This is a genomic window from Nonomuraea sp. NPDC026600, assembly GCF_040638335.1.
In the GTDB taxonomy this organism is placed as follows: Bacteria; Actinomycetota; Actinomycetes; order Streptosporangiales; family Streptosporangiaceae; genus Nonomuraea.
Genome location: NZ_JBEZYD010000019.1, coordinates 175,031 through 197,869 on the forward strand (window position 1 = coordinate 175,031; position 22,839 = coordinate 197,869).

23 protein-coding genes are annotated in these 22,839 nt (G+C 67.1%); 17 read left to right on the plus strand and 6 right to left on the minus strand.

Annotated features, from left to right (window positions below):
* Positions 1-300: 300 nt before the first annotated feature.
* From AB0F17_RS36350 to AB0F17_RS36370, 5 genes are all read left to right on the plus strand, one after another.
* Positions 301-1,377, plus strand: coding sequence for a hypothetical protein (locus AB0F17_RS36350; protein ID WP_358032177.1), 1,077 nt, complete (start codon positions 301-303; stop codon positions 1,375-1,377).
* Between the two features lie 189 nt (positions 1,378-1,566).
* On the plus strand, positions 1,567-2,733 hold the full coding sequence (locus AB0F17_RS36355) for a hypothetical protein (RefSeq protein ID WP_358032181.1): 1,167 nt from the start codon (positions 1,567-1,569) through the stop codon (positions 2,731-2,733).
* A 393-nt stretch (positions 2,734-3,126) separates the two neighbouring features.
* Positions 3,127-4,629, plus strand: a complete 1,503-nt coding sequence (locus AB0F17_RS36360) for a hypothetical protein (RefSeq protein ID WP_358032183.1) — start codon at positions 3,127-3,129, stop codon at positions 4,627-4,629.
* Positions 4,630-5,063: 434 nt separating this feature from the next.
* On the plus strand, positions 5,064-6,566 hold the full coding sequence (locus AB0F17_RS36365; protein WP_358032185.1) for a hypothetical protein: 1,503 nt from the start codon (positions 5,064-5,066) through the stop codon (positions 6,564-6,566).
* A gap of 205 nt (positions 6,567-6,771) precedes the next feature.
* Positions 6,772-8,256, plus strand: coding sequence for a hypothetical protein (locus AB0F17_RS36370; protein WP_358032188.1), 1,485 nt, complete (start codon positions 6,772-6,774; stop codon positions 8,254-8,256).
* A 60-nt stretch (positions 8,257-8,316) separates the two neighbouring features.
* Here the strand turns inward: AB0F17_RS36370 and AB0F17_RS36375 are convergent, their stop codons facing one another.
* Together AB0F17_RS36375 and AB0F17_RS36380 are read right to left on the minus strand one after the other, a co-directional pair.
* The gene (locus tag AB0F17_RS36375) at positions 8,317-9,663 is read right to left on the minus strand and encodes a hypothetical protein (protein WP_358032191.1); all 1,347 of its coding nucleotides are present in this window, start codon (positions 9,661-9,663) and stop codon (positions 8,317-8,319) included.
* 102 nt (positions 9,664-9,765) lie between these two features.
* Positions 9,766-10,968, minus strand: a complete 1,203-nt coding sequence (locus AB0F17_RS36380; protein ID WP_358032194.1) for an NADP-dependent malic enzyme — start codon at positions 10,966-10,968, stop codon at positions 9,766-9,768.
* Positions 10,969-11,230: 262 nt separating this feature from the next.
* On the opposite strand from AB0F17_RS36380, the gene AB0F17_RS36385 reads away from it, so the two are divergent.
* The 4 genes from AB0F17_RS36385 to AB0F17_RS36400 all read left to right on the plus strand — a co-directional run bounded on the left by AB0F17_RS36385 (position 11,231) and on the right by AB0F17_RS36400 (position 14,234).
* Positions 11,231-12,100, plus strand: coding sequence for an ABC transporter substrate-binding protein (locus AB0F17_RS36385; RefSeq protein WP_358032197.1), 870 nt, complete (start codon positions 11,231-11,233; stop codon positions 12,098-12,100).
* Positions 12,055-12,933, plus strand: a complete 879-nt coding sequence (locus tag AB0F17_RS36390; protein WP_358032199.1) for an amino acid ABC transporter permease — start codon at positions 12,055-12,057, stop codon at positions 12,931-12,933. The genes AB0F17_RS36385 and AB0F17_RS36390 overlap by 46 nt, the downstream gene beginning before the upstream one ends.
* Complete coding sequence (locus tag AB0F17_RS36395; RefSeq protein WP_358032202.1) at positions 12,930-13,673, plus strand: amino acid ABC transporter ATP-binding protein; 744 nt, start codon at positions 12,930-12,932, stop codon at positions 13,671-13,673. Before AB0F17_RS36390 ends, AB0F17_RS36395 begins: the two co-directional genes overlap by 4 nt.
* Before the next feature lie 117 nt (positions 13,674-13,790).
* Positions 13,791-14,234, plus strand: coding sequence for a CGNR zinc finger domain-containing protein (locus tag AB0F17_RS36400; RefSeq protein ID WP_358032205.1), 444 nt, complete (start codon positions 13,791-13,793; stop codon positions 14,232-14,234).
* Here the strand turns inward: AB0F17_RS36400 and AB0F17_RS36405 are convergent.
* Positions 14,204-14,500 carry a S24 family peptidase gene (locus tag AB0F17_RS36405; protein WP_358032208.1) on the minus strand — a complete coding sequence of 99 codons (297 nt, stop codon included), beginning with the start codon at positions 14,498-14,500 and terminating at the stop codon, positions 14,204-14,206. The two genes, AB0F17_RS36400 and AB0F17_RS36405, sit on opposite strands and share 31 nt — an antisense overlap.
* Positions 14,501-14,590: 90 nt before the next feature.
* Between AB0F17_RS36405 and sodN the strand changes: the two genes are divergently transcribed.
* The 3 genes from sodN (at position 14,591) to AB0F17_RS36420 (ending at position 16,341) form a co-directional block, all read left to right on the plus strand.
* Positions 14,591-14,992: a superoxide dismutase, Ni gene (gene sodN, locus AB0F17_RS36410; protein WP_358032211.1), complete on the plus strand. Its 402-nt coding sequence runs from the start codon at positions 14,591-14,593 to the stop codon at positions 14,990-14,992.
* A gap of 126 nt (positions 14,993-15,118) precedes the next feature.
* A complete protein-coding gene (locus tag AB0F17_RS36415) occupies positions 15,119-15,544 on the plus strand; it encodes an anti-sigma factor (RefSeq protein WP_358032213.1) in 426 nt (141 codons plus the stop codon).
* A 17-nt stretch (positions 15,545-15,561) separates the two neighbouring features.
* Entirely contained in the window at positions 15,562-16,341 is a 780-nt protein-coding gene (locus tag AB0F17_RS36420; RefSeq protein WP_358032216.1) for an RNA polymerase sigma factor SigF, read from the plus strand.
* A gap of 11 nt (positions 16,342-16,352) precedes the next feature.
* Here AB0F17_RS36420 and AB0F17_RS36425 read toward each other — a convergent pair whose 3' ends face one another.
* Positions 16,353-16,745, minus strand: a complete 393-nt coding sequence (locus tag AB0F17_RS36425) for a hypothetical protein (RefSeq protein ID WP_358032218.1) — start codon at positions 16,743-16,745, stop codon at positions 16,353-16,355.
* A 90-nt stretch (positions 16,746-16,835) separates the two neighbouring features.
* On the opposite strand from AB0F17_RS36425, the gene AB0F17_RS36430 reads away from it, so the two are divergent.
* Positions 16,836-17,801, plus strand: a complete 966-nt coding sequence (locus tag AB0F17_RS36430) for a diacylglycerol kinase family protein (RefSeq protein ID WP_358032221.1) — start codon at positions 16,836-16,838, stop codon at positions 17,799-17,801.
* Between the two features lie 277 nt (positions 17,802-18,078).
* Complete coding sequence (locus AB0F17_RS36435) at positions 18,079-18,333, plus strand: WhiB family transcriptional regulator (RefSeq protein WP_214640152.1); 255 nt, start codon at positions 18,079-18,081, stop codon at positions 18,331-18,333.
* Positions 18,334-18,476: 143 nt separating this feature from the next.
* Here AB0F17_RS36435 and AB0F17_RS36440 read toward each other — a convergent pair whose 3' ends face one another.
* Complete coding sequence (locus AB0F17_RS36440; protein WP_358032224.1) at positions 18,477-19,949, minus strand: histidine kinase N-terminal domain-containing protein; 1,473 nt, start codon at positions 19,947-19,949, stop codon at positions 18,477-18,479.
* 144 nt (positions 19,950-20,093) lie between these two features.
* Here AB0F17_RS36440 and AB0F17_RS36445 point away from each other — a divergent pair, with 144 nt between their 5' ends.
* Both AB0F17_RS36445 and AB0F17_RS36450 read left to right on the plus strand, forming a co-directional pair.
* The gene (locus tag AB0F17_RS36445; RefSeq protein ID WP_358032227.1) at positions 20,094-20,426 is read left to right on the plus strand and encodes a hypothetical protein; all 333 of its coding nucleotides are present in this window, start codon (positions 20,094-20,096) and stop codon (positions 20,424-20,426) included.
* Positions 20,423-21,142, plus strand: a complete 720-nt coding sequence (locus AB0F17_RS36450) for a GntR family transcriptional regulator (RefSeq protein WP_219533873.1) — start codon at positions 20,423-20,425, stop codon at positions 21,140-21,142. The genes AB0F17_RS36445 and AB0F17_RS36450 overlap by 4 nt, the downstream gene beginning before the upstream one ends.
* A gap of 7 nt (positions 21,143-21,149) precedes the next feature.
* Here AB0F17_RS36450 and AB0F17_RS36455 read toward each other — a convergent pair whose 3' ends face one another.
* A complete protein-coding gene (locus AB0F17_RS36455) occupies positions 21,150-21,731 on the minus strand; it encodes a hypothetical protein (RefSeq protein ID WP_358032230.1) in 582 nt (193 codons plus the stop codon).
* Positions 21,732-21,830: 99 nt separating this feature from the next.
* On the opposite strand from AB0F17_RS36455, the gene AB0F17_RS36460 reads away from it, so the two are divergent.
* Complete coding sequence (locus AB0F17_RS36460) at positions 21,831-22,799, plus strand: hypothetical protein (RefSeq protein ID WP_358032234.1); 969 nt, start codon at positions 21,831-21,833, stop codon at positions 22,797-22,799.
* Positions 22,800-22,839: the final 40 nt, after the last annotated feature.

Consider the following 22,839-nt stretch of genomic DNA (forward strand, 5'->3'; position numbering starts at 1 on the left):
GCCCCGGCCGCTCCCCGGCCGGGGCCTTCTCGCACTCTTACAGTGATCAAGAAAGGCATCCGGAAAAAGCCGGGTGGACATCGAAGTCGCGTCATGTACTATGCCTGTGACGTGCGGAAACGACCTTCACATAGGATCGGTGCCGCTATCCGGATGGCGCCCTTGACGCACTCCTTATGAGGTACAAGTCACGCTTGATCTCATAACGAATCGCCATCCGAGCTGCAATACAGTGAGTGATCTGGAAAAATCCATCGTTACACCCCCAGAACTACTAACCCCCAAAGGCAAGGCATTTCCATGATCCCCCGGGTCCGGCACCTGGCAGCGGCTGCCCTCAGCGCGCTGCTGCTGCTGCCTGCCCTCGTGGGGACCGCCTCGGCCGCGGCCGACAGCCGGGTCTACTCGGTCACGCTGGCCAAGTCGGTGGCGGACATGAAGAAGGTCGCCGAGTACTGGAAGCCCGACCGTCTCAAGAATGCCGACAGCTACAGCCCCGCCACGCCGGCCTCGCAGTCCTCGCCCACCGCCACCGCCGCCGCCGGGGCGAGCCAGATCGTCACGCTGAAGCGCTCGCGGAGCCCGCTGAGCGTCGGACCCGTCCTCCCGAAGAACAGCACGGCCGCCAAGACCATGGGCAAGGTCTTCTTCCGCTTCGGCGACAAGGAGTACTGGTGCTCGGCCAGCTCGGTCGCGGCCAAGAACCGCAGCGTGGTGGCCACCGCCGGGCACTGCGCGTACGACTCGCGCCAGGCCAAGCCCGCTGATTACTGGATCTTCGTCCCCAATCCGGGTCCCGGCGGGGAGACGCCCGACGGCATCTACGTGGGCGCCGCGATCAGCATGCACGAGGACTGGCCGGGCAAGGGCGACTACGACTTCGACTACGCCTTCGTCACCGTGCACCGCGGCTTCAAGTGGGTGGAGAAGGGCGGCCAGCTCGTGATGCAGGACGTCGGCCGCCTGCAGGACAACGTCGGCGGGCAGGGTCTGACGATCGGCAAGGGCCTGGCCATCTCGATCTCCGCCTTCGGTTACCCGGCGGGCCCGCAGCCCGACGGCAGCCGCCCGTTCGACGGCAAGACGCTGAAGGCGTGCTCGGGCACCACGAGACGTACCGTGGCCCCCAGCCTCGACCTGCAGTACGGCGTGCAGCTCCAGCCGTGCGACTTCAGCGCCGGCGCGAGTGGCGGCCCCTGGCTGATCAACTACCAGGCCGTCCAGAAGGTCGGATTCCTCAACGGGATCAACAGCTTGACCTGGAACAGAGACGCCAAGGGCGGCTACGACGCGGTGTCCTCGCCGACCTTCAACACCACGACCGGCGACGTCTACCGACGCGCCGCAGTGCTCACTACACCGCAAAATGTGACGTAAGTTACACGCAACGTATCGCCACCCCGAGTGATCAGCCGGTTTCAGATCTCGGGAAGGTCACGGGCATGATCGTCGCGCTTGACTCCAGTAGCAGGCAATTCACAGGACCAGAGTCAGACCGATAGGTTCCGGCCTGTCCGTTTGCTGCATTCTGGGGCGCACGAGGCGCCCCGCGTCTGGAGTTTTACCTTGAAGCGCATCCTTCTCCCGGCCGGTGGCGCCGTTCTGGCGACCGGCCTCCTGGCCGCCGGCCTGGCAGGCACCGCTCAGGCACAGGGCGACATCGCCACCGACCCCATGGCCCGTACGACACAGCAGGCCTCCTCGGTCGCGTCCTTCTGGGCCGCGTCCAACTTCGCCGCCCTCCGCTCCGCCACCGCCTACACCTGGGACGCCAAAGAGGTCAGGAAGGTCGTCTCGAAGGGCGGCTACAGCCCCGACGGCAATCCGGGAAGCGCCACTCCCATCGGGGAGGAGAAGAAGGCCCCGGGCAAGGTTCAGAACGTGAACATGCCCAAGACGCTCGGCAAGGTCTTCTTCGTCGACGGCCAGGGCAAGTTCCGCTACTGCTCGGCCACGTCGATCCAGTCGAACTACCGCAACCTGGTCGCCACCGCCGGCCACTGCGTATACGACACCGACAGCAACAAGGACCTGCTGAACAACTGGGTCTTCGTGCCCGGCTACTACGAGGGCAAGGCGCCGTTCGGCATCTACGTGGGCAAGCAGGCCTTCACCCACTACGACTTCGACACCTACGAGGACTACGACCGCGACTACGCGTTCGTGACCGTTTACAACGGCATCTCCTTCAACGGCGTCAAGCAGGTGGACCGCAAGGAGTACGACGGCTTCGTCGGCCCCAAGCGGAACTGGGGCGGGCGCTACTACATCCTGCTGTCCAAGGACGCCGGCCGACTCGGTGACGTCGTCGGCGGCCAGGGCGTGGCCTGGAACCAGCCCACCGGCAAGCAGGTCCGCGCCTTCGGCTACCCCGCGGGCCCGCACCCCGACGGCAACAAGCCCTACAGCGGCGTGACGCCGAAGTGGTGCTACAACAAGACCACCACCAAGGCGGTGGGCGCGCCGTGGCTCAAGATCGAGGAGCACATCGGCCTCAAGTGCGCCGTGACGCCCGGCTTCGACGGCGGCCCCTGGCTGTCCAACTACAGCAACGGCAAGCGTCTGGGCTACGTCAACGGCGTGACGAGCACGTTCGCCGACCAGGACGGCAACGACCGCATCGACTACATCACCTCGCCGTACTTCGACGGTGAGACGGCCGCGGTCTACAACTCGGCCAAGAACGCCTGGTCCGGCAAGATCGTCGGCCCGAACGGCGAGCTCTACAAGTAACGCTCCACACCCCAAAAGGGGCCCGGCCGGGTTCGGCTGGGCCCCTTTTTCGTGCTTCTCCAAGATCATCGCAGTGGATTTGGCCGTATTAGACGGAGCTCGCGCCAATCTGGTTCCTGTGATCTGAGTCACATTGAGGCGGCCACGAAGCGTGTCGGGCCCTTCGCGACCCCTCCGCCATGCCCCCTTCATACCCAGCGAAAACGTGGCAATTCGATCACCCTCCGCTAAGATCTCTGACTGGTAACGGAAAGGTCACGACGGTAAGGGTGGCTTCCGGATAGGGCAGAACGGCTTTTACCTGCGGAGATCACCACGCTATGTTCCTTGCTATCCCTTTACTGACGCATGAGACACATGTTGCGTCTCACGACAGAGCAAGGAGCAGTTCCCTTGAAGCGCATCCTCATCCCCGCCGGTGGCGCCATCCTGGCTACCGGCCTTCTGGCTGCCGGCCTCGCCGGTACGGCCACGGCCGCCAGCGACGTAGCCTCCGACCCGATGGCGAAGAGCGCCGCTGACGCGAAGGCCATCGCGGACTTCTGGTCGGGCACCAACAACGCCGCCCTCAAGGCCGCGAAGGAGTCCAACGTCTGGGACGCCGGCGACGTCGCCAAGCTGCAGAGCAAGGGCGGCTACAGCGCGGACAGCAAGCCTGGGTCCTCCGTGCCGATCGGCCAGGAGAAGAAGACCACCGTCAAGGTTCAGAACGTGAACCTGCCGAAGACCATCGGCAAGGTGTTCTTCGTCAACAGCAAGGGCGAGAAGAAGTGGTGCTCGGCCACTTCGATCCAGTCGAAGTACCGCAACCTGGTCGCCACGGCCGGTCACTGCGTCTACGACACCGCCACCAACTCGGACGTCATGTCCAAGTGGGTCTTCGTGCCCGGCTACTACCAGGGCAAGACCCCGTTCGGGATCTACGTGGGCAAGCAGGCCTTCACCCACTACGACTTCGACGTGTACGAGGACTACGACCGCGACTACGCGTTCGTGACCGTGTACAACGGCATCCAGCTCGGCGCCGGTACCGCGAAGAAGGTCTCCAAGTCCGACTTCGAGAAGTACCAGGGCATCAAGGACGCCAAGGACGTCGAGATCACGCGGGACGAGTTCCGCAAGTGCAAGCTCGACCCGACGTCGATCGAGGCGTGCTGGGCCAAGCGCGGCAGCAAGGCCGAGGCCGCCGGCCCGGACTACCCCAACGCCGAGGTCGCCAAGGTCGAGGTCGCCAAGGCTGCCTACGAGGCCGCCAAGGTGGGCAAGGGCAACGGCAACAAGTTCGGCGAGCCCGTCACCGAGAACGTGACCAAGGCGGCGTACGACGCCTACACGGGCCCGGGCACCAAGGTGCAGGACGCTCGCGGCAACTGGACCATCACGCACTACTACGTGCAGCAGTGGTACAAGCCCGGCACGGCGACCAAGTTCTACAAGACCGAGTTCTTCATCATCGAAGGTGCTGCCAAGGACGTCGGTCGCCTCGGTGACGTCGTCGGCGGCCAGGGCGTGTCCTGGAACCAGCCCACGGGCAAGTACGTCCGCGTGTTCGGCTACCCGGCCGCCCCGCACCCCGACGGCCACAAGAACTACACGGGCATCACGCCCAAGTGGTGCTACGGCAAGACCAGCAAGAAGGTCGTCGGCTCGGCCGCCAAGAAGATCGAAGAGCACGTCGCGCTCAAGTGCGCGATGACCGAGGGCGCCGACGGTGGCCCTTGGCTGCTCAACTACAGCAACAGCAAGCGTCTCGGCTACGTGAACGGTGTCACCAGCACCTTCAACGACCAGGACGGCAACAAGCGCGTCGACTACATCTCCTCGCCGTACTTCGACGGTGAGACCGCTGCGGTGTACAAGTCCGCGGCGAACGTGTGGTCCGGCAAGATCCTCTAAGTAACGCACCGCGACCGGTTTCGGACGGTACGCACAGCGGTAACTCGCGAAGGGCCCGGCATCGCCGGGCCCTTCGGCGTTCCCGGGACAAATCTGAAGGGCGTTTTGACGCATGGCGCGCCCAGACGGTGCCATCAAGTCGATGTGATCTGCGTCACATCAGCCGGATGGCCGCCGAGACGGCGGCACTCTCGCCACCGCAGCAACACTGACAACTTCCTTATGTTGATCTGCGGAAACGGTGTCATCCGGCACTTCCGGCAAGTCATCCTCTATCGCCGTTTAAACATCACGGAACGATCACGCCCGACTTAGCGCCCTTTTTACTGCCAAAGCAGCTACCCGAGTTCAAGATCCACACTGTATGTTCCTGGCTATCCCTTTACTGACGCATGGGGCGCAAGAAGCTCCCCACGACAGCGCAAGGAGTTACCTTGAAGCGCATCCTCCTCCCCGCCGGTGGCGCCATTCTGGCCACCGGTCTGCTGGCTGCCGGCCTCGCCGGCACCGCTCAGGCCACCAGCGACGTTGCGAGCGACCCGCTCGCGAAGACCGCTGCCCAGGCTGCTGAGACGCTGGACTTCTGGAGCAAGTCCGACTACGCGGCTCTCAAGTCGGCTGTGGCCTTCAACCCCGACTCGCTCGAGGTTGAAAAAATCTCCCGTGGTGGCGGCTATAGCGCCGACACCAAGCCCGGCAGCTCCGTGCCGATCGGCGAGGAGAAGAAGACCGCCGTCAAGTCCCAGAACGTCAACCTGCCGAAGACCATCGGCAAGGTGTTCTTCGAGGGCCGCGACGGCAAGCTGTACTGGTGCTCGGGCACCTCGATCCAGTCGCAGTACCGCAACCTGGTCGCCACGGCCGGTCACTGCGTCTACGACATCGCCGGCAACGACGAGGTCGTCTCGCGCTGGGTCTTCGTCCCGGGTTACTACCAGGGCAAGGTGCCCTACGGCCTGTACGTGGGCAAGCAGGCGTTCACGCACTACGACTTTGACGTGTACGAGGACTTCGACCGCGACTACGCGTTCGTGACCGTGTACAACGGCATCGGCGGCACGCTGAACAAGCCCAAGCTGGTCGACTGGACCGCTTACAAGGCGTACGAAGGCGAGAAGTTCGTCAAGGACGTCACGGTCACCGAGGACGAGTACAAGAAGGGCAAGCTCGACCCCAAGACCACGGACTACTACGACGTGGACCCGGGCTCGTCCGACGAGGCCACTGGCCCGGACTTCCCCGGCGCCGTGGTTGACCGGTTCGAGGTTGGCAAGGGCGTCTACGACGCCGCTCCCGTGGGCCGCGCTCGTGGTGCGAAGTTCGGCGAGCCCGTCGTCGAGAACGTCACCCGTGAGCAGTTCCACGCTTACCGTGGCCCCGGCACCAAGACGCGCGACGCTGCTGGAAACTACATCATCACGCACTACTACGTGCAGAAGTGGTTCAAGCCCGGCAAGGTCGCTCGCTTCGTGCGTCTCGACCCGTTCATCGTCGTGCACGAGGTCAAGGACGCCGGTCGTCTCGGCGACAACGTCGGTGGCCAGGGTGTCGCGTGGAACCAGGCTGCGGGCAAGGTCGTTCGTACCTTCGGGTACCCCTACGGTGCCAACCCTGACGGTAGCAAGCCCTACACCGGCGTTACGCCGAAGTGGTGCTACGGCAAGACCGCCAGCAAGGTCATCAAGGTCCCGGCCCGTAAGGTCGAGGAGCACCAGTCGCTGAAGTGCGCCGTCACCGCCGGTTACGACGGTGGCCCGTGGCTCGCGAACTACAGCAACTCGAAGCGTCTTGGCTACGTCAACGGCGTCACCAGCCTCATCGTGGACGTCGATGGCAACAAGCGCTACGACACGATCACCTCGGCGATCTTCGACGGTGAGACCGCTGCGATCTACAAGTCCGCTGCGGCTTCGTGGTCCGGCAAGCTCATCCCGTAGTTCACTGCGGATCGAACGAGGACCTAGGTCATCGTTCACCAGCTTTACCGAAGGGCCCGGCATCCTGCCGGGCCCTTCGGCCTTTCCGGGGTCCGACCGGGGCCTTCAGCATTTTCCGTAACATTCCAGCACAATCTGTTACCAGAGTGACCAGAGGGTCGATAGGGTCTTAACACCTCACTTGTTAACTTTGTGGAGATCTCCAGTGAAGCGCCTGCTCGTCCCCCTGACCGCTGCCAGCCTGAGCGCCGCCGCCCTCACCCTCCCCGCCAACGCCGCCCCCGACTGGGTCCAGGATCCGCTCGCCCCCAAGGCCGCCGAGGCCTACAGCAACGCCTACTTCTGGCTCGACGCCAACGGTGCCGCGCTCAAGAAGGCCACGCAGTACAACGTCGATGCCAAGGACGTCCAGAAGCTGGTCTCCACCCAGGCCAAGGCGCCCGACGGCAAGCCGGGCTCGGCCTCCCCGACCGGCACGACGCCCGCCGTGACCAAGTCCACGGCCGTGAACCTGCCCAAGACCATCGGCAAGGTCTTCTTCCTCGACAGCGCCGGCAACTACCGCTGGTGCTCGGCGACGTCCATCCAGTCCAGGAACCGCAACCTGATCGCCACCGCGGGCCACTGCGTCTACGAGCGCGGCAAGGACGTCTTCGCCAAGTGGGTGTTCGTCCCCGGTTACTACCAGGGCAAGGCACCGTTCGGCGTGTACGCGGGCGCCTACGCGTTCACCAGCTACGACCTCGACACCTACGACGACTACGACGGCGACTTCGCGTTCGTGGCCGTGCACAACGGCTTCGCGCTCCCGACCGACAAGAAGGTGTCGTTCAAGGAGTTCCAGGAGTGGCGGGGCGACAAGTGGGTCAAGCCGGTTGAGATCAGCCCGGCCGAGTACGCCAAGTGCGTGCTCAGCCTCGGCCACTGCTGGTCCGAGGGCGCCGACACTCCGGCCGACAAGGTGGGTCCCGACTTCCCCGGCGCGGTCCTGGAGAAGGTCGAGGTGGGCGAGAAGGAGTACACGGACGCCAAGACCGGCAAGGGCAACGGCTCCAAGTTCGGCGAGCCCGAGACCGTGCCCGTCACCCTGCCGGAGTACACCGCCTACAAGGGCCCCGGCAAGAAGACCCTCGACAAGTCCGGCAACTACCTCATCACCCACTACTACACACAGAAGTGGGTCAAGCCCGGGACGTCGCGCAAGTACTACATGGCCGAGTACGTCATCGGCATCGCCAAGGACCTGGGCCGGCTCGGTGACACCGTCGGCGGCCAGGGCATCGCCTGGAACCAGCCCATGGGCCAGAACGTCACCGCCTTCGGCTACCCCAGCGCCCCGCACCCCGACGGCGACAAGGCCTTCACCGGTGTAACGCCCAAGTGGTGCACCGGCAAGACCGGCACGAAGACCTACCAGGTCAACACGTTCAAGGTCGAGACGCACCAGGTGCTGAAGTGCTCGATGACCCCCGGCGCCGACGGCGGCCCCTGGCTGATGAAGTACGACAACAACAAGCGCACCGGCTACGTCAACGGCGTGACGAGCATGTTCCACGACCAGGACGGCAACGGCCGGATCGACTTCATCAGCTCCGCCTACTTCGACGGCGAGACCGCTGACGTCTACAACAAGGCCCAGTACGCGGCGACCAAGTCGATCGTCGGCCCCAACGGCGAGATGATGCAGTAGTAATAAGGACAACGTCACGAGCCCGTCTCCGGATCCGGAGACGGGCTCGTTCTGTGAGACTTATACGGCCGACGGCTCGCGCAGCGCCCGCACCGCGGGCTCGCTCTTGTACGGCTCCAGCCTCCTGCGCAGATCGGCCGCGTACGAGCGGGAGCGGACCGACTGGAGCTCACCGGCCAGCCTGAGCGCGGTCCCCGCCACCTCGCACGCCTCCTCGAGCTCACCGCACTGCAGCAGCCCGGCCGCCAGGAGCGACAGGTTGAACATCCGCCCCCGCACGTAGCGACCGTCCATGTCGAGCGAGCGACGCGCCTGCCGGACGACCCGCTCCCCCTCCCCCAGATCGCGGAAGCAGTGCGCGAACTTGGCCGACAGGTATGCCTCGTCGAAGTAGCTCAGCCAGGCCGGCTCGTCGCCGGGGGCCCGCGAGTCGAAGGCGACCTCGGCGGCGTGCAGCGCGTTGCCGCAGGAGCGGGGGTCGCCGAGGCCCGCGTGGGCGTGCGCCTCCTGCACCAGGCTCGAGCACAGGAGGGTGTGGACGCCCGCTCGGCGGGCCGAGAGCTGGGCGGCCCTGGCCAGGTCGAGCGCGTGGGCGTGCTGGCCCATGTAGATGGCCTGGTGCGCCATGCCGGCCAGGATCTCGCCGCCCAGCGCGTGGTCGTCGGCCCCTCTGGCCAGGCGCAGCGCCTGGATCAGATAACGCTGGGCCAGGCCGTGCTGCTCCAGGTCGTAGGCCATCCATCCGGCCAGGCGGGTCAGCTCCGCGGCGGCCGCGGCCAGTTGCCTGCCGGTGGCCTCGCCGTACGTGCCCTCTTTGAGCAGCGGAGAGACCGCGGTGTCGAGGTAGTTGATGACGGACGCGCGGACGCGTCCGCTGCCGAACCGGTTGTCGAGCTCACCGAACGAGCGGGTGACCTCATGGATCGCGGTGATGTCGGCCCGGCCGACCCCGCGCGAGCCGCCGCCGCCGGGGTGTTCCTCCGGCGGGGACGTCAGCCAGCGAACGGCCCCTACCGAGCCCGCACCTATCGCGAAAGTCGAATCGATCAGGAATCGCCGCCTCTCCACATCGGCCCGCCACAGCCCCGTCACGGTCGAGACCCCTTCCTTCCACGTGTGCGTGAACTCCTGCCCGAGATCAAGGGGCGAGACGATGGCCGGCATGCCCACCTCCACGGGGGAGAAGGGCCTGCCGAGCCGTAGCGCGAAAATCTCGGTAAGGAGGCACGGCACAGGGTCCCGAGGCCGCTGACCGCCTATCCAGCGCAGCACGGAGCTGTGGTCGTACTTCAGGCCGGGGGCGCCGCGCGCGGCGCCCAGGTCGTTGAGGCGCCTGGCCAGCCCCTTGTGGGAGAAGCCCGCCTCCGCGATCAACTGCTGTAGCAGCCGATTGGGCTCGCGTTCCATCGCTCTCCTCGCGGCAACCGGAAGCCCGCATCCTTACAGAGAGCCCTCTTTATAGCACGGAGAGTAAAGAAAGATTGGCGATTTCCCCAGGGGGCCGAGGGACTACAGGCGGGCCACCCCATCGGCGCGCGCCTGGGCGGCCACGGCGGCGGTCACCGCGGGCGCCACCCGCTGGTCGAACGGGCTGGGGATGACGTACTCGGCCGTGACGTCGTCGCCCACCACCGCGGCGAGCGCGACGGCCGCCGCGACCTTCATGTTCTCGGTGATCGTGGTGGCCCGGACGTCGAGCGCGCCGCGGAAGACGCCGGGGAAGGCCAGCACGTTGTTGATCTGGTTGGGGAAGTCGGAGCGGCCGGTCGCGACCACCCTGGCGTACTTCGCGGCCACCTCGGGATGCACTTCGGGGGTGGGGTTGGACAGGGCGAACACGATCGAGTCCGCGGCCATCGAGGCGATGGCCGCCTCCGACATGGTCGAGCCGGACAGGCCGAGGAAGACGTCGGCGCCCGCCAAGGCCTCCTCGGTCGAGCCCTTGTGACCCGCCTTGTTGGTGTCGCGGGCCAGGGCGTCCTTGACCGGGTTGAGCCCTTCCCTGCCGCTGTAGAGCATGCCCTTGGAGTCCGCGACCGCGATGTCACCGATGCCGGCCTCCAGGAGGATCCTGGTGACCGCGACCCCGGACGCGCCGGCGCCGGCCACCACGGCGCGCAGGTCGCCCAGGGAGCGGCCGGTCAGCCGGGCCGCGTTGGTCAGCGCGGCGAGGACCACGATGGCGGTGCCGTGCTGGTCGTCGTGGAAGACGGGGATGTCGAGCAGGGCCCGCAGCCGGTCTTCGACCTCGAAGCAGCGGGGCGCGCTGATGTCCTCCAGGTTGATGCCGCCGAACGAGGGCGCCAGCCGCACGACGGTCTCGACCAGGGCGTCGACGTCGGTGCAGTCGAGGCAGATCGGGACCGCGTCGACGCCCCCGAACTCCTTGAACAGCAGCGCCTTGCCCTCCATCACGGGCATGGCCGCGGCCGGGCCGATGTCGCCGAGGCCGAGCACGGCCGTGCCGTCGGAGACGACGGCGACCACATTGGCCACCCAGGTGTAGTCGTTGACCAGTGACGGCGTGTCGGCGATGGCGGTGCAGACGCGGGCGACCCCGGGGGTGTAGGCAAGGGAAAGGTCGTCGGCGTTACGGACCGGAATGGTGGATCGGACCTCTAGTTTGCCTCCGCGGTGCAGCGCGAAGGCGGGATCGAGATCGAGGGATTCGACAGAAGTGGGAGTGGTAGTCACAGCGACCCCAGTAGTCATCGGACGGATGAGACCTTCGGCAGACGGCGCGAGAGGCCTGGCTTCGGTAGCCGCCAGGATCCCCTCTTCGATCGTCTCGTGCGAGGGGTTACGGGGGTCACCCGTGGCTCCCATAGTGCCACATGCTGAGATGGGTTCTGTCTCGAGACTGACTCCGTTCCGTTGACGCATTGTTAATTGTCGGATGGCGGTCTGCCGCAAAAACCAACTTAAACTGCACAAAACTCAACTTTCCTTACATATCTCTTGAGGAGGCCCGCTCATGGCCCTCTGGCCCAGAACGCGCCGTGGCTATACCACCGGCGCGCTCGCCCTGACAGCCGCCTTGGCACTGTCCGCCTGCGGCAGCTCCACTCAGACGGGCACCACCGGTGCCTCGTCCTCCGCACCCGCCACCGCGGCGGGCGGGGTCACGCTGGTCGTGCCCGGCAAGCTGACCACCTGCACCAACCTGCCGTACCCGCCGTTCCAGTCCAAGGACGCCAGCGGCAAGGTCGTCGGGTTCGACGTGGACATGATCGACCTGGTCGCCAAGAAGCTGAGCGTGACGCAGGACATCGTGGACATCGACTTCGACTCGATCAAGGGTGGTGCCGCGCTCAGCGCCGGCAAGTGCGACGTCGCCGCGGCCGGTATGACCATCACCGAAGACCGCAAGCAGCATCTCGACTTCTCCAGTCCGTACTTCGACGAGGTGCTCGGCCTGGTGACCAAGAAGGGCGCGGGCGTGCCCACGCTCGAGGTCGCCAAGGCCAAGAACCTGAGCGTCGGCGTGCAGGCCGGTACGACCAGCCTCACGCTGGCCAAGAGCGCGGGCATCGAGGCCAAGGAGTTCAAGGACTCCGGCAAGCTGCTGCTCGCGCTGCAGTCCGGCCAGGTCGACATGGTCATCCAGGACCTGCCGGTCGTCGTCGACTGGATGAAGAAGCCGAACGTCTCCTCGGCCTATGAGCTGTCCGGCCAGGTGCCGACCCACGCGCAGTACGGCTTCGCCGTCAAGAAGGGCAACACCGCGTTGCTCAAGGTCATCAACGATTCGCTGTCCGAGGCCATCAAGGACGGCACCTGGACCAAGGAGTACCAGCAGTGGATGGGCGCCGCGCCCGTCACGACCCCGACGCCCACCTCCTGATCATGACGACCACGCCGACCACCGCTGAGCCCGCCCGCAGCGGGCTCAGCCCCCGCCAGCGCCGCCGGATCAGCCTCGGTATCCAGTACGCCGTCTTCGTGCTCGTCCTCGTCGGGGTGATCCTGCTCGCGGACTGGCCGAGGATCTTCGAGAACTTCCTGAACGGCAAAGTCGCGGCGGGGATGTTCCCCACGCTGTTCACGGTCGCGCTGAAGAACACGTTGATCTTCACCGTGGCCGGCTATGTGATCGGCTTCGTGCTCGGTCTCGTGCTGGCGCTGATGCGGTTGTCCTCCGTGGCGCCGTACCGGGTGGTCGCCCTCGTCTACATCGAGATCTTCCGCGGCCTGCCCGCCCTGATCATCTTCCTGCTGCTCGGGTTCGGCCTGCCGATCGCCTTCCCCGGGTTCAAGCTCCCCGGCGACGTCTACGGCACGGTGGCGCTCGCGCTGGGCCTGGTGGCCGCCGCCTACATGGCCGAGTCGTTCCGCGCGGGCATCCAGGCGGTGCCCAAGGGGCAGATGGAGGCAGCCAGGTCGCTCGGCATGAAGCCGGGCCGGGCGATGCTCTCGATCATCCTCCCGCAGGCCATCAGGATCGTGATCCCACCGCTCACCAACGAGCTGATCCTGCTGTTCAAGGACTCCTCGCTGGTCTTCACGCTGGGCGTGACGGCGGCGACCACCGAGCTGACCAAGTTCGGCTCCGACACCACGATCGACCAGGCCAACAGCACGCCGCTGATCGTGGCCGGGGCCACCTACCTGCTGATCACGATCCCGCTCGGGTTCGTCGTACGCCGCCTCGAAGCGCGCCAGGGGAGGAAACGGTGACGCACGCCGTAGAGATCAGGGACCTGCACAAGTACTTCGGCGACAACGAGGTGCTCAAGGGCATCGACTTCACCGTCGAACCCGGCCAGGTGGTCTGCGTCATCGGCCCGTCGGGGTCGGGCAAGTCGACGCTGCTGCGCTGCGTGAACCTGCTGGAGACGCCCACCAAAGGCCAGGTGTTCGTCCACGGCCGCGAGCTGACCCATCCCGACGCCGACATCGACGCCACCCGGCGGCAGGTCGGCATGGTGTTCCAGCAGTTCAACCTCTTCCCGCACCTGACCGCGCTGCAGAACGTGATGATCGCCCAGCAGCGGGTGCTGAACCGGGGCAAGAAGGAGGCCGAGCTCATCGCCAGGGAGAACCTGGACAAGGTCGGTGTCGCCGACAAGTGCCACGAATATCCCGGCAAGCTCTCCGGCGGTCAGCAGCAGCGGGTGGCCATCGCCCGGGCCCTGGCCATGAACCCGGCCCTGATGCTCTTCGACGAGCCCACCTCGGCGCTCGACCCCGAACTGGTCGGCGACGTGCTCGCCGTCATGCGCAAGCTGGCGGAGGAGGGTATGACCATGCTGGTGGTCACCCACGAGATGGGCTTCGCCCGCGAGGTGGCCGACCGGGTGGTGTTCATGGACGGCGGGGTGATCGTCGAGGACGGGACGGCCGCCCAGGTGGTCGGCGACCCACAGCAGGAACGCACCCGCTCCTTCCTCAGGCGCGTCCTGCACCCCGAAGGCTGACGCCGCGAGGTGGGCGACGCGTGCGGGCAAGGCAGCCAAGGCCGCCCGGCGCGTGAGTGCCGAGCACGGCGGGGTGTCCGGTCTCCGGGCGCCCCGCCGCTCGTGTAATACTCCGGCATGGACCTCACCTCTTACGCCGAGTGGGCGGTCCGGTTGGTCAACGATCCGCACCCGCCACCCGAGCTCATAGGGCTGCGCGACGAGCTGGCGGCCGTCTTCGACGGGACCGGTGGCGAGGAAGCCGTCGTGGCGCGGCTGAACGCGCTGCTCGTCCACCATCCGGTGCGCCCGCAACTGTCGGGCCATGACGGGCAGCGCTGGCACCTCCACCTGGCTGTGAGCGCCGACGGCACCGCTGACGCCGCCGCCGGCGCCGTGATGGGCCTGGCCGCGGTCGTCGCCGAGCTGGGCGCCGACCGGCTCGGCCGGTGCCAGGAGCCGCGCTGCCTGCGGGCCTTCCTCGACACCTCCTCCAACCGCTCGCGCCGCTACTGCTCCGCCCGGTGCGCCAGCAGGGCCAACGTGGCCGCCTACCGCGCCCGCCGCAGGAGAGGCCAGTAGCGCAGCACCACCCGGCCCACGATCTCGTTCACCGGGCCGAAGTCCCAGCTGTCGCGGCGCCCACTGGCCCGCTGGTTGTCGCTCTCCAGCCACCAGCCCCCATCGCCATGCCATCGGGCCCGCTTGACGATCAGCCGATCGGGCCCGCCGGGAAGCCACGCCACGACGAGATCTCCGGGATGGACCGCGGCGCCTCGGCGTACGAGAAGCCAGTCTCCATCGACCAGAGCGGGACGCATCGAATCCCCTTCGACACGCACTCTCATGGGCTGTGACCCTCTCCTCCGCGGGCGTTTGGACCCGAGTAAGGTCGGTAAGTGGACCAAGCTGATTCAGCATCAAGGAAGGACTTTCTGATGCTCGCACGACTGCTACGACCCAAGCATGTCGCTTCTGCACACTGCGACCTGCCCTGTGGGGTGTACGACCCCGCGCAGGCCCGGATCGAGGCGGAGTCGGTCAAGGCGATCATGGAGAAGTACGCGGCCAACGAGGACCCGATCTTCCGCGCCCGCGCGCTCTCCATCAAGGAGGAGCGCTCCGAGCTCGTCAAGCACCACCTCTGGGTGCTCTGGACCGACTACTTCAAGCCCCCGCACCTTGAGCAGTACCCGCAGCTCCACCAGCTCTTCTGGGAGGCCACGAAGCTGGCCGGCGCGGCGGGCGGCAAGGGCACGGTCGAGGTGGCCAAGGCCGAGGACCTGCTCGGCAAGATTGACGAGATCTCGAAGATCTTCTGGGAGACCAAGGCCGCCTAAATCGGCACAAAGGCTCTGTGCGGCGACCTTCCGCGCAGAGCCTTTTCCGTCGATGGCGAGTCTGAATCCGCCAACCACCTCCCAGGGGCGGTAAGTTGCAGTCAGCGTCATAACGCGAGGAGGAACGTGACCGAGGAAACCGAGACGCGGGCTGAGGGCGTGGCCGGCATCCGTGACGTGGTGAGCATCAGGCTCCCCGCCGCGAGTGCCTACCTGTCCGTGCTGCGTACGGCCACCGCCGGGCTGGCCGCACGGCTCGACTTCACGCTGGACGAGATCGAGGATCTGCGGATCGCGGTCGACGAAGCGTGCGCGATGCTGCTGAGCGAGGCCGTGCCCGGGACCGACTTGACCGCCGAATTCGAGCTGACCGGACAGGAGATGCAGGTCAGAGTTGAGGTGGCGACGGTCGGCGCCTCTGCGCCGAAGAGGGACGACTTCGCCTGGATGGTCCTGACCGCCCTGGCAGACGATGTGGAAGCGGTGATCGACTCTCCCGATCGCATGGCGATCGTCCTGCGTAAGCGCCGAGGCACGGCGAGGCCGGCGTGACGGAAAGGACTGGAGCCATGGCCACCAGCGACCACGCCGTGCCCGACAGGGTGCGCGCCCGCATCCTCTTCGCCGAGCTGGCCGAGCTGGGTCCCGATGAGCCGCGTCGGCAGCGCATCAGGGACGAGCTGGTCGAGCTTCACCTTCCTCTGGTCGAATACCTGGCCCGTCGCTTCCGCAACCGCGGCGAGTGGCTCGACGACCTCACGCAGGTCGCCACCATCGGGCTGATCAAGTCGATCGACCGCTTCGACCTCAACCGCGGCGTGGAGTTCTCCACCTACGCCACGCCCACGATCGTCGGCGAGATCAAGCGCCACTTCCGTGACAAGGGCTGGGCGGTGCGCGTGCCGCGCCGCCTGCAGGAGCTCAAGCTGTCGCTGACCAAGGCGATCAGCGAGCTGTCGCAGCGCGAGGGCCGGGCGCCGACCGTCGCGGAGCTGGCCACCTACTTGAAGATGACCGAGGAGGAGGTGCTCGAGGGTCTGGAGTCGGCCAACGCCTACTCCACCGTGTCCCTCGACGCGCCGGACTCCGGCGACGACGACGCGCCCGCCGTGTCCGACTCGCTGGGCATCGTGGACGAGTCACTCGAAGGCGTCGAATATCGCGAGTCGCTCAAGCCACTGCTCGAACGGCTCCCGCCCCGCGAGAAGCGCATCCTGCTGCTGCGGTTCTTCGGCAACATGACCCAGTCGCAGATCGCCACCGAGCTGGGCATCTCGCAGATGCACGTGTCACGACTGCTGGCCCGCACGCTGGCCCAACTACGTGAGGGCCTGACTGCGGACGACTGATCTCTGGACCATCAACCCCGCTGAGAGTCCTCGCCGTACAAGGCGTGGGTGGTGGGGGGCGCGAGCAGCGTGCCGAGGCCGGTGACGGCCACCACGATCAACGGGATCCCATAGAGCGGCTCGTCCGACTGGATGAGCGTGATCGCGACAGGGATCACGAAGATCTGGGCCAGCACGCTGGGCGATCTCCCCCATCGCTCCATCTTGAACAGGCCGCCCCAGGCCACCCAGAGCAGTCCGGCGCCGATCAGTATCCCGAACACCGCCTCGGCCAGCGCGCTGGTGAGGTCCTCCGCCGCGCCGGTCAGCGTCTCCACGCCGACATAGAGGCCGAGACCGAGCGCCACCAGGCCCTCCAGGGCGACGACGAGCGCGGCGACGAGAAGCGTCCAAGGTCGGTTCACGCCCCAAACCCTATCGGTGCCCCTTGCCGCCCCCAGATTCCGACTAATGCCCGATAAGCCAGATATCGGACACCGGCTACGCTGAACGACATGCGCGCGATGCTCCTGGTCAACCCCAAGGCCACGACCACGAATGCCCGCCGGCGCGACGTGCTGATCCGCGCGCTCGGCGCCACCGTCGAGCTGACCGTGGAGCAGACCCGATACCGGGGGCACGCGGCGACGCTGGCCGGCACCGCCCACGCCAAGGGCTACGACGTGGTGGCGGTTCTCGGCGGCGACGGGACGATCAACGAGGCAGTGAACGGCCTGCTCAACGCCGTCAACGGCGACGACCCCGCGCACCTGGACGATCCCAGCTCCGGGCGGCCCGCGCTCCTCGTCATCCCGGGGGGCAGCGCGAACGTGTTCGCCCGCGCCCTGGGCCTGCCGAACGACCCGGTCGAGGCCACGGGCGCGGTGCTGGAGGCGCTGCGCGACGACCGCCGCAGGACCGTGGGGCTGGGGCAGGCCCTCTGGGACGGCGAGAGCCGATATTTCACCTTCTGCTCGGGGATGGGGTACGACGCGGAAGTCGTCCGGGCGGTCGAGGGGCTCCGCGGCTCGGGCAGGAAGGCGACGCCGACGCGTTATGTGAACACCGCGTTGCGCCACTACCTCGCCACCGACAAGCACCACCCGGCGATGACGCTGACCGGCCCCGGCATCCCCGCCGCCAAGGGCGTCTACATGGCGATCATCTCCAACACCTCGCCGTGGACCTACATCGGCAACCGGCCGGTCAGCCCCACGCCTTGGGCCGGCTTCGAAACCGGGCTCGACCTGCTGGGACTCCAGCGGATGGGCCCGATCTCGATGCTCCCGGTCATCCGGCAGATCCTCACGGAGCGTGACACCCTTCCGTCGGGCCGGCACCTCGTCCAACTGCACGACGAGCCCGAGTTCACGCTCACCGCGGACCGCCCAGTGGCCTTCCAACTGGACGGCGACTACCTGGGAGAACGGGAATCGGTAACATTCCGATCTATCCCGAACGCGTTACAAGTTCTGGTCTAGCTGGTTACATTCGGTCATTGTGTGACGCATCCGACATCCATCCCAGCCAAAACTTCCCACCAACCCCCTTGCGTGCACTCTCCGTGGCTGACAGGCTCAACTTTGACGTCGGAACGTAGGACCTTTAACAAGCCTTACCGGTCCGCTCCGGCGTACGGTGAGCAATCCCGGTCCCGTACAGGATCCGGGTCGTTGCTCGCGCGAGTTAGTGAAACTCTTCACAAAGTAGTAGCCGCACGGAGCCAACCTGAGGTTCCATCTACTAAGGAGTGAACGCATGGACTGGCGCCACAGAGCTGCCTGCCGTGACGTCGACCCCGAGCTGTTCTTCCCGATCGGAAACACCGGCCCGGCGCTCTCGCAGATCGACGAGGCCAAGCAGGTGTGCCGCTCGTGTTCGGCGGTCGATCTGTGCTTGAAGTGGGCTCTGGAGTCCGGCCAGGACGCCGGCGTCTGGGGCGGCCTCAGCGAGGACGAGCGCAGGGCCCTGAAGCGTCGCAGCGCCCGTGCCCGCGCTCGCGCCTCCGCCTGACGAAACCGCCTGACGACCCGATCTCGTACGGCGGGCATAGGCCGGTCCCACACGCCGTACCCGGCTGGGGGCCTGCGGGAATATGCCCGCGGAACCCGCACGTGACGGGCCGCCGACACGCGCCCCGTGACAAGGGCACGCCGTCAGGCGGCCGGTAGCGGGATGGAGAGCTTCACTTCTGTGCCGCCCTCCGGACGAGGGGCGATCGCGAGCTTGCCCGAGAGTTCGCCGACCACGAGCGTGCGGACGATCTGCAGGCCCAGGCTCGTGGAGTTGTCCAGGTCGAAGCCGTCAGGCAGACCCTGGCCGTCGTCCCAGACGGTCACGCGCAGCCTGTCCGGAGTCGGTTCCACGACCACTTGCAGGTGTTTGGGGCGGCCGTGTTGCAAGGCGTTCTGCAGGAGTTCGGTGAGGGCCATCGCCAGAGGTGTGGCGATGAGCGACGGGAGGGTTCCGAAGCTGCCGATCCGTCGCGGGGTGACCTCCGCCTCCGCCGCCGAGACCTCGCCCGCCATCGCGATCACGCGGTCGGCGATGTCGTCGAAGTCGACGAACTCCTCCGGCGTGTGAGAGAGCGTCTCGTGCACGATCGCGATCGAGCCGACCCGCCGCACCGCCTCCTCCAGCGCCTCCCGCCCTTCGGGCACGCTCAGCCGCCTCGCCTGGAGCCGGAGCAGGGCCGCCACCGTCTGCAGGTTGTTCTTGACCCGGTGGTGGATCTCGCGGATCGTCGCGTCCTTGGTCATCAGCTCGCGTTCGCGGCGGCGCAGCTCGGTGACGTCGCGGATGAGCACCAGCGCCCCGATGCGGCCACCGCCGACGATCAGCGGGATCGCCCGGAGCTGCACGATCGTCCCGCCGGACTCGACCTCGGTCTCCTTGGCCGCCCGCCCGCTGGCCACGATCATCAGGTCCTCGTTGATCGGCTCGTCGGAGTAGCAGAGCGTGGCGGTCACCCGGCCCAGCTCGGCCCCGACCAGATCCGCGTGCAGCCCGAGCCGCCGGTAGGCCGACAGGGCGTTCGGCGACGCGTACGTGACGCGGCCCGCCCGGTCCAGCCGCAGCAGGCCGTCACCGACCCGCGGGGAACGCACCAGGATCGGCTCCTCGCCGGAGAACGGGAAGCGCCCCTCCGCCACCATCTGAGCCAGGTCGGAGGCGCTCTGCAGGTAGGTGAGCTCCAGGCGCGAGGGGGTGCGTGCCGAGGACAGGTTCGTGGAGCGCTGGATCACCGCGAGGAAGCGGGCCTCGCCGACCGGAACCGCGCGCCGTACGGGGATGGTCTCCTCGCGGACGGGCACGCCCGTCGACCAGTCGGGGTCGCCCTCGCGGCAGATGCGCCGCTCGTTCCACGCCGTGTCGATCAGGTAGCGCTCGCCCTTGGCCGCGACGGTGCCGACGATGTCGTCGTGGTAGACGGTGGGCCCGGTGGTCGGGCGCATCTGCGCGATCGCGATCCAGCCGCCGCCCTCGCCCTGGAGCGGCGCCCACAGGATGAGGTCGGCGAACGACAGGTCGGCCAGCAACTGCCAGTCGGAGACCAGCGAGTGCAGCCAGTCGAGGTCCGCCGCGTCGAGAGCGGTGTGGCGGACGACGAGGTCGCTGAGAGTCGGCACGAGTGCATCATGCGTGGTTTCCCGCGGAACAACCAAACCGGCGCCCCGCCCCCCGTCACCCGCCGGCCTACCCACCGGACCTCGAACGCCGGTGAACACGGGCGTGTCATCATGCGATCAACCGGCGATTTCCGGGAATCTCACATGGTGATAACCGTCACACCGTCCCGTTCACGCGACCCGCAGGGCGGGACCGTGCTGAGCGCTGCGGAGGTGACCGACACGTTGCTCATCATTGGGCCGACCTCGGTTGCGGCCTCGGTTGCGGCCACGCCTGCCGCTGTGTATATCCTTCACAATCAACCTGAGCTGCCCGAACTGGCATGTATCACGGCGGGCGAGCCCGGTCTGACGACGAGCGAGCCCGTGCCCGTGTCGTGCCGGTGGTTGACCGCTCGGGCCATTCTGAGTTCCGATGATCTCGCGGTGATCCGACACGCCCTCACCGCCGTGGCAGAAGTGAAGGTGAGAGCGTGACGGACGACGGCCCTCGCGTACCGAAGTACTACGACGTGAAACGGAGCCTGCTCGAGCTCACCAAGAGCTTGTCCGCCGGTACGGCGCTGCCTCCCGAGCGGGCTCTGGCCGTACGCTTCGAGACCTCGCGCACCACCGTCCGTCAGGCGCTGACCGAGCTGGTCGTCGAGGGGCGGCTGCTGCGCATCCAGGGCAAGGGCACGTTCGTCGCCCAGCCGAAGGTGGCGCAGGTGCTGCAGCTCACGTCGTACATCGGCGATCTGCGCACGGCCGGCCTGGAGCCCGACACCAAGATCCTGGAGATCGGCTACATCACCGCCGACGAGCCGCTCGCCCGGCGGCTGGCCATCAACCCCGGCGGGCGCGTCCTGCGCATCCACCGCCTGCGCCTGGCCAACGGAGAGCCGGTCTCGATAGACACCACCCACCTGTCGGCCCGCCGCTTCCCCCGGCTGCGGCGCGAGCTGGAGGTGCACGCGTCGCTGTACGAAACGCTGCACAACGCCTACAACGTGCGGCTCACCGACGCCGAGGAGATCATCGAGACCGTCCTGGCCACCCCGTACGACGCCAAGGCCCTGGGCGTGGACGTTGGCCTGCCGATGCTGCTCCTGACCCGGCACGCCTTCGACGCCGACGGGAACCCGGTCGAGTGGGCGCAGTCGCTCTATCGCGGCGATCGGTACAAGTTCGTCACCCGCCTGCGCCGCCCGTGACCCCTTCCTAGCAGGCGGCCTCCGGCAGCTTGCAGACCTTCGCCGTCATCCGCTCCGCCTGGGAGATGAGGCCCTTGAAGCGCTTGAGCGGCAGGCTCTTCGCGGCCCAGGCCGATTCGCCTACGACATAGATGCTCGCGCCATTGCGTACGACGACCGTCAGTTCGCCGTTCTCGAAGAACCGTCCGCCGGCCCGGAGAGCGTCGTCGCCCACCTTGAGCGGCTTGGTGTAGTAGTGGTGGCGGTCGGGGCCCTTGCCGAAGTTCGCGCAGCGGGACAGGTCCGCGCGCAGCCCCCGCATGGCCTTGCGGGCGGCGGAGACGCTCTTGTAGACGACGAGCTGCTCGTACTTGACCGTGTCTTCCGATCTGTAGTGGACGGCCCGGGTCGTCAGGCGATCGGTGGTCGAGGCCGTGCGGCGCTCGCACGGGTTCAGCCGCAGCGGGAGTCCTTTCGACTCGGTGGTCTGGTAGGTCTCCCATTTCTTGGCCGGTGGGTGGGTCTCCAGGAAGAGCATCTTGTCGGGCAGGGAGCCCGCTCCCATCGACATCACCGCAGCAGCCGCCACGGCTATCCCCATCTGTAACATCTGGCCTCCATGTCGTTTCTCATCCCATGAGATGTCCAGTAATAGCGAATCGTTCAGCTATCACGGGACTTGTCGCCATAACGGGGTGATGATGACGGCATGGCAAAGGCGATCGAACAACCCGTTCCCGGCATCACGGTCGGCCACGCTCTCCTCGCCCGCTCCAAGGGCACGGCCCAGCCGGTGGACAAGATCGTGCATGACGGCGACACGATCAACATCGCGGCCGACGGCAACTTCGGCGTGCGCCTGCTCGGTGTCGACGCTCCCGAGGTCAGCTTCGAGTTACCGCGCAACCCGAACTTCCCCGACTTCCCCAAGGGCTTCGTCTCCATCGACAAGCCCGCCTGGACGACCTTCCTCACCGACCCGTTCGAGAAGGGCTACCAGGAGCTCACGCTCCGCACGGCCCTGCACAACAACCTGCTGGCCAGGCTGGGTCCGGCGGCCGCGCCCAACCACGCCGCCCACGCGGCCCCGGCCACCCAGGCGCTCAAGACCATGATCCAGCTCGACATCACCGAGCAGGCCCTCACCGACGAGACGTTCAAGATCAGGCTGGCCTTCGCGCACGAGATCCTCGACCGGTACGGCAGGCTCCTCTGCTACGTCAACCGCGACCAGCGCGAGAAGCCCCGCCCCGACCCCTACAACGAGCGGCTGCTCGCGGCCGGGCACGTGATCCCGTACTTCATCTGGCCCAACGTCGACCCCTTCGTCCGCCAGGAAGGCCGGCTGGCCGACGCCGTGCCGTCCCCGGGCAGCGCCAGGACGGTCGCCGAAGCAGGCGCGCTGGGCAGGGCCAGGCAGGCCGTACGCCGGGCCCGCGAAGCGGGGCTGGGCCTCTGGGACCACGCGAACCCGCTCGCCGTGCTGCCGTTCGAGCTGCGCTTCCTGGCCCAGCGCCGGGCGCCTGACCGCTACGTGCTCGACCTGTCGGACAACGCCAGGGAGTTGCTGCATCCGCAGAGCTACTTCCGCATCCCCGACCCCGAGGACCGGCTGTTCATCAACGCCGAGCACGCCCCGCTGTTCGGCGAGAAGGGCTGGTCCGTCCCGCCGTTGTAAGGGGGTGGGGTTAGCCCCACCCCTCAGGCGCACACCAAGC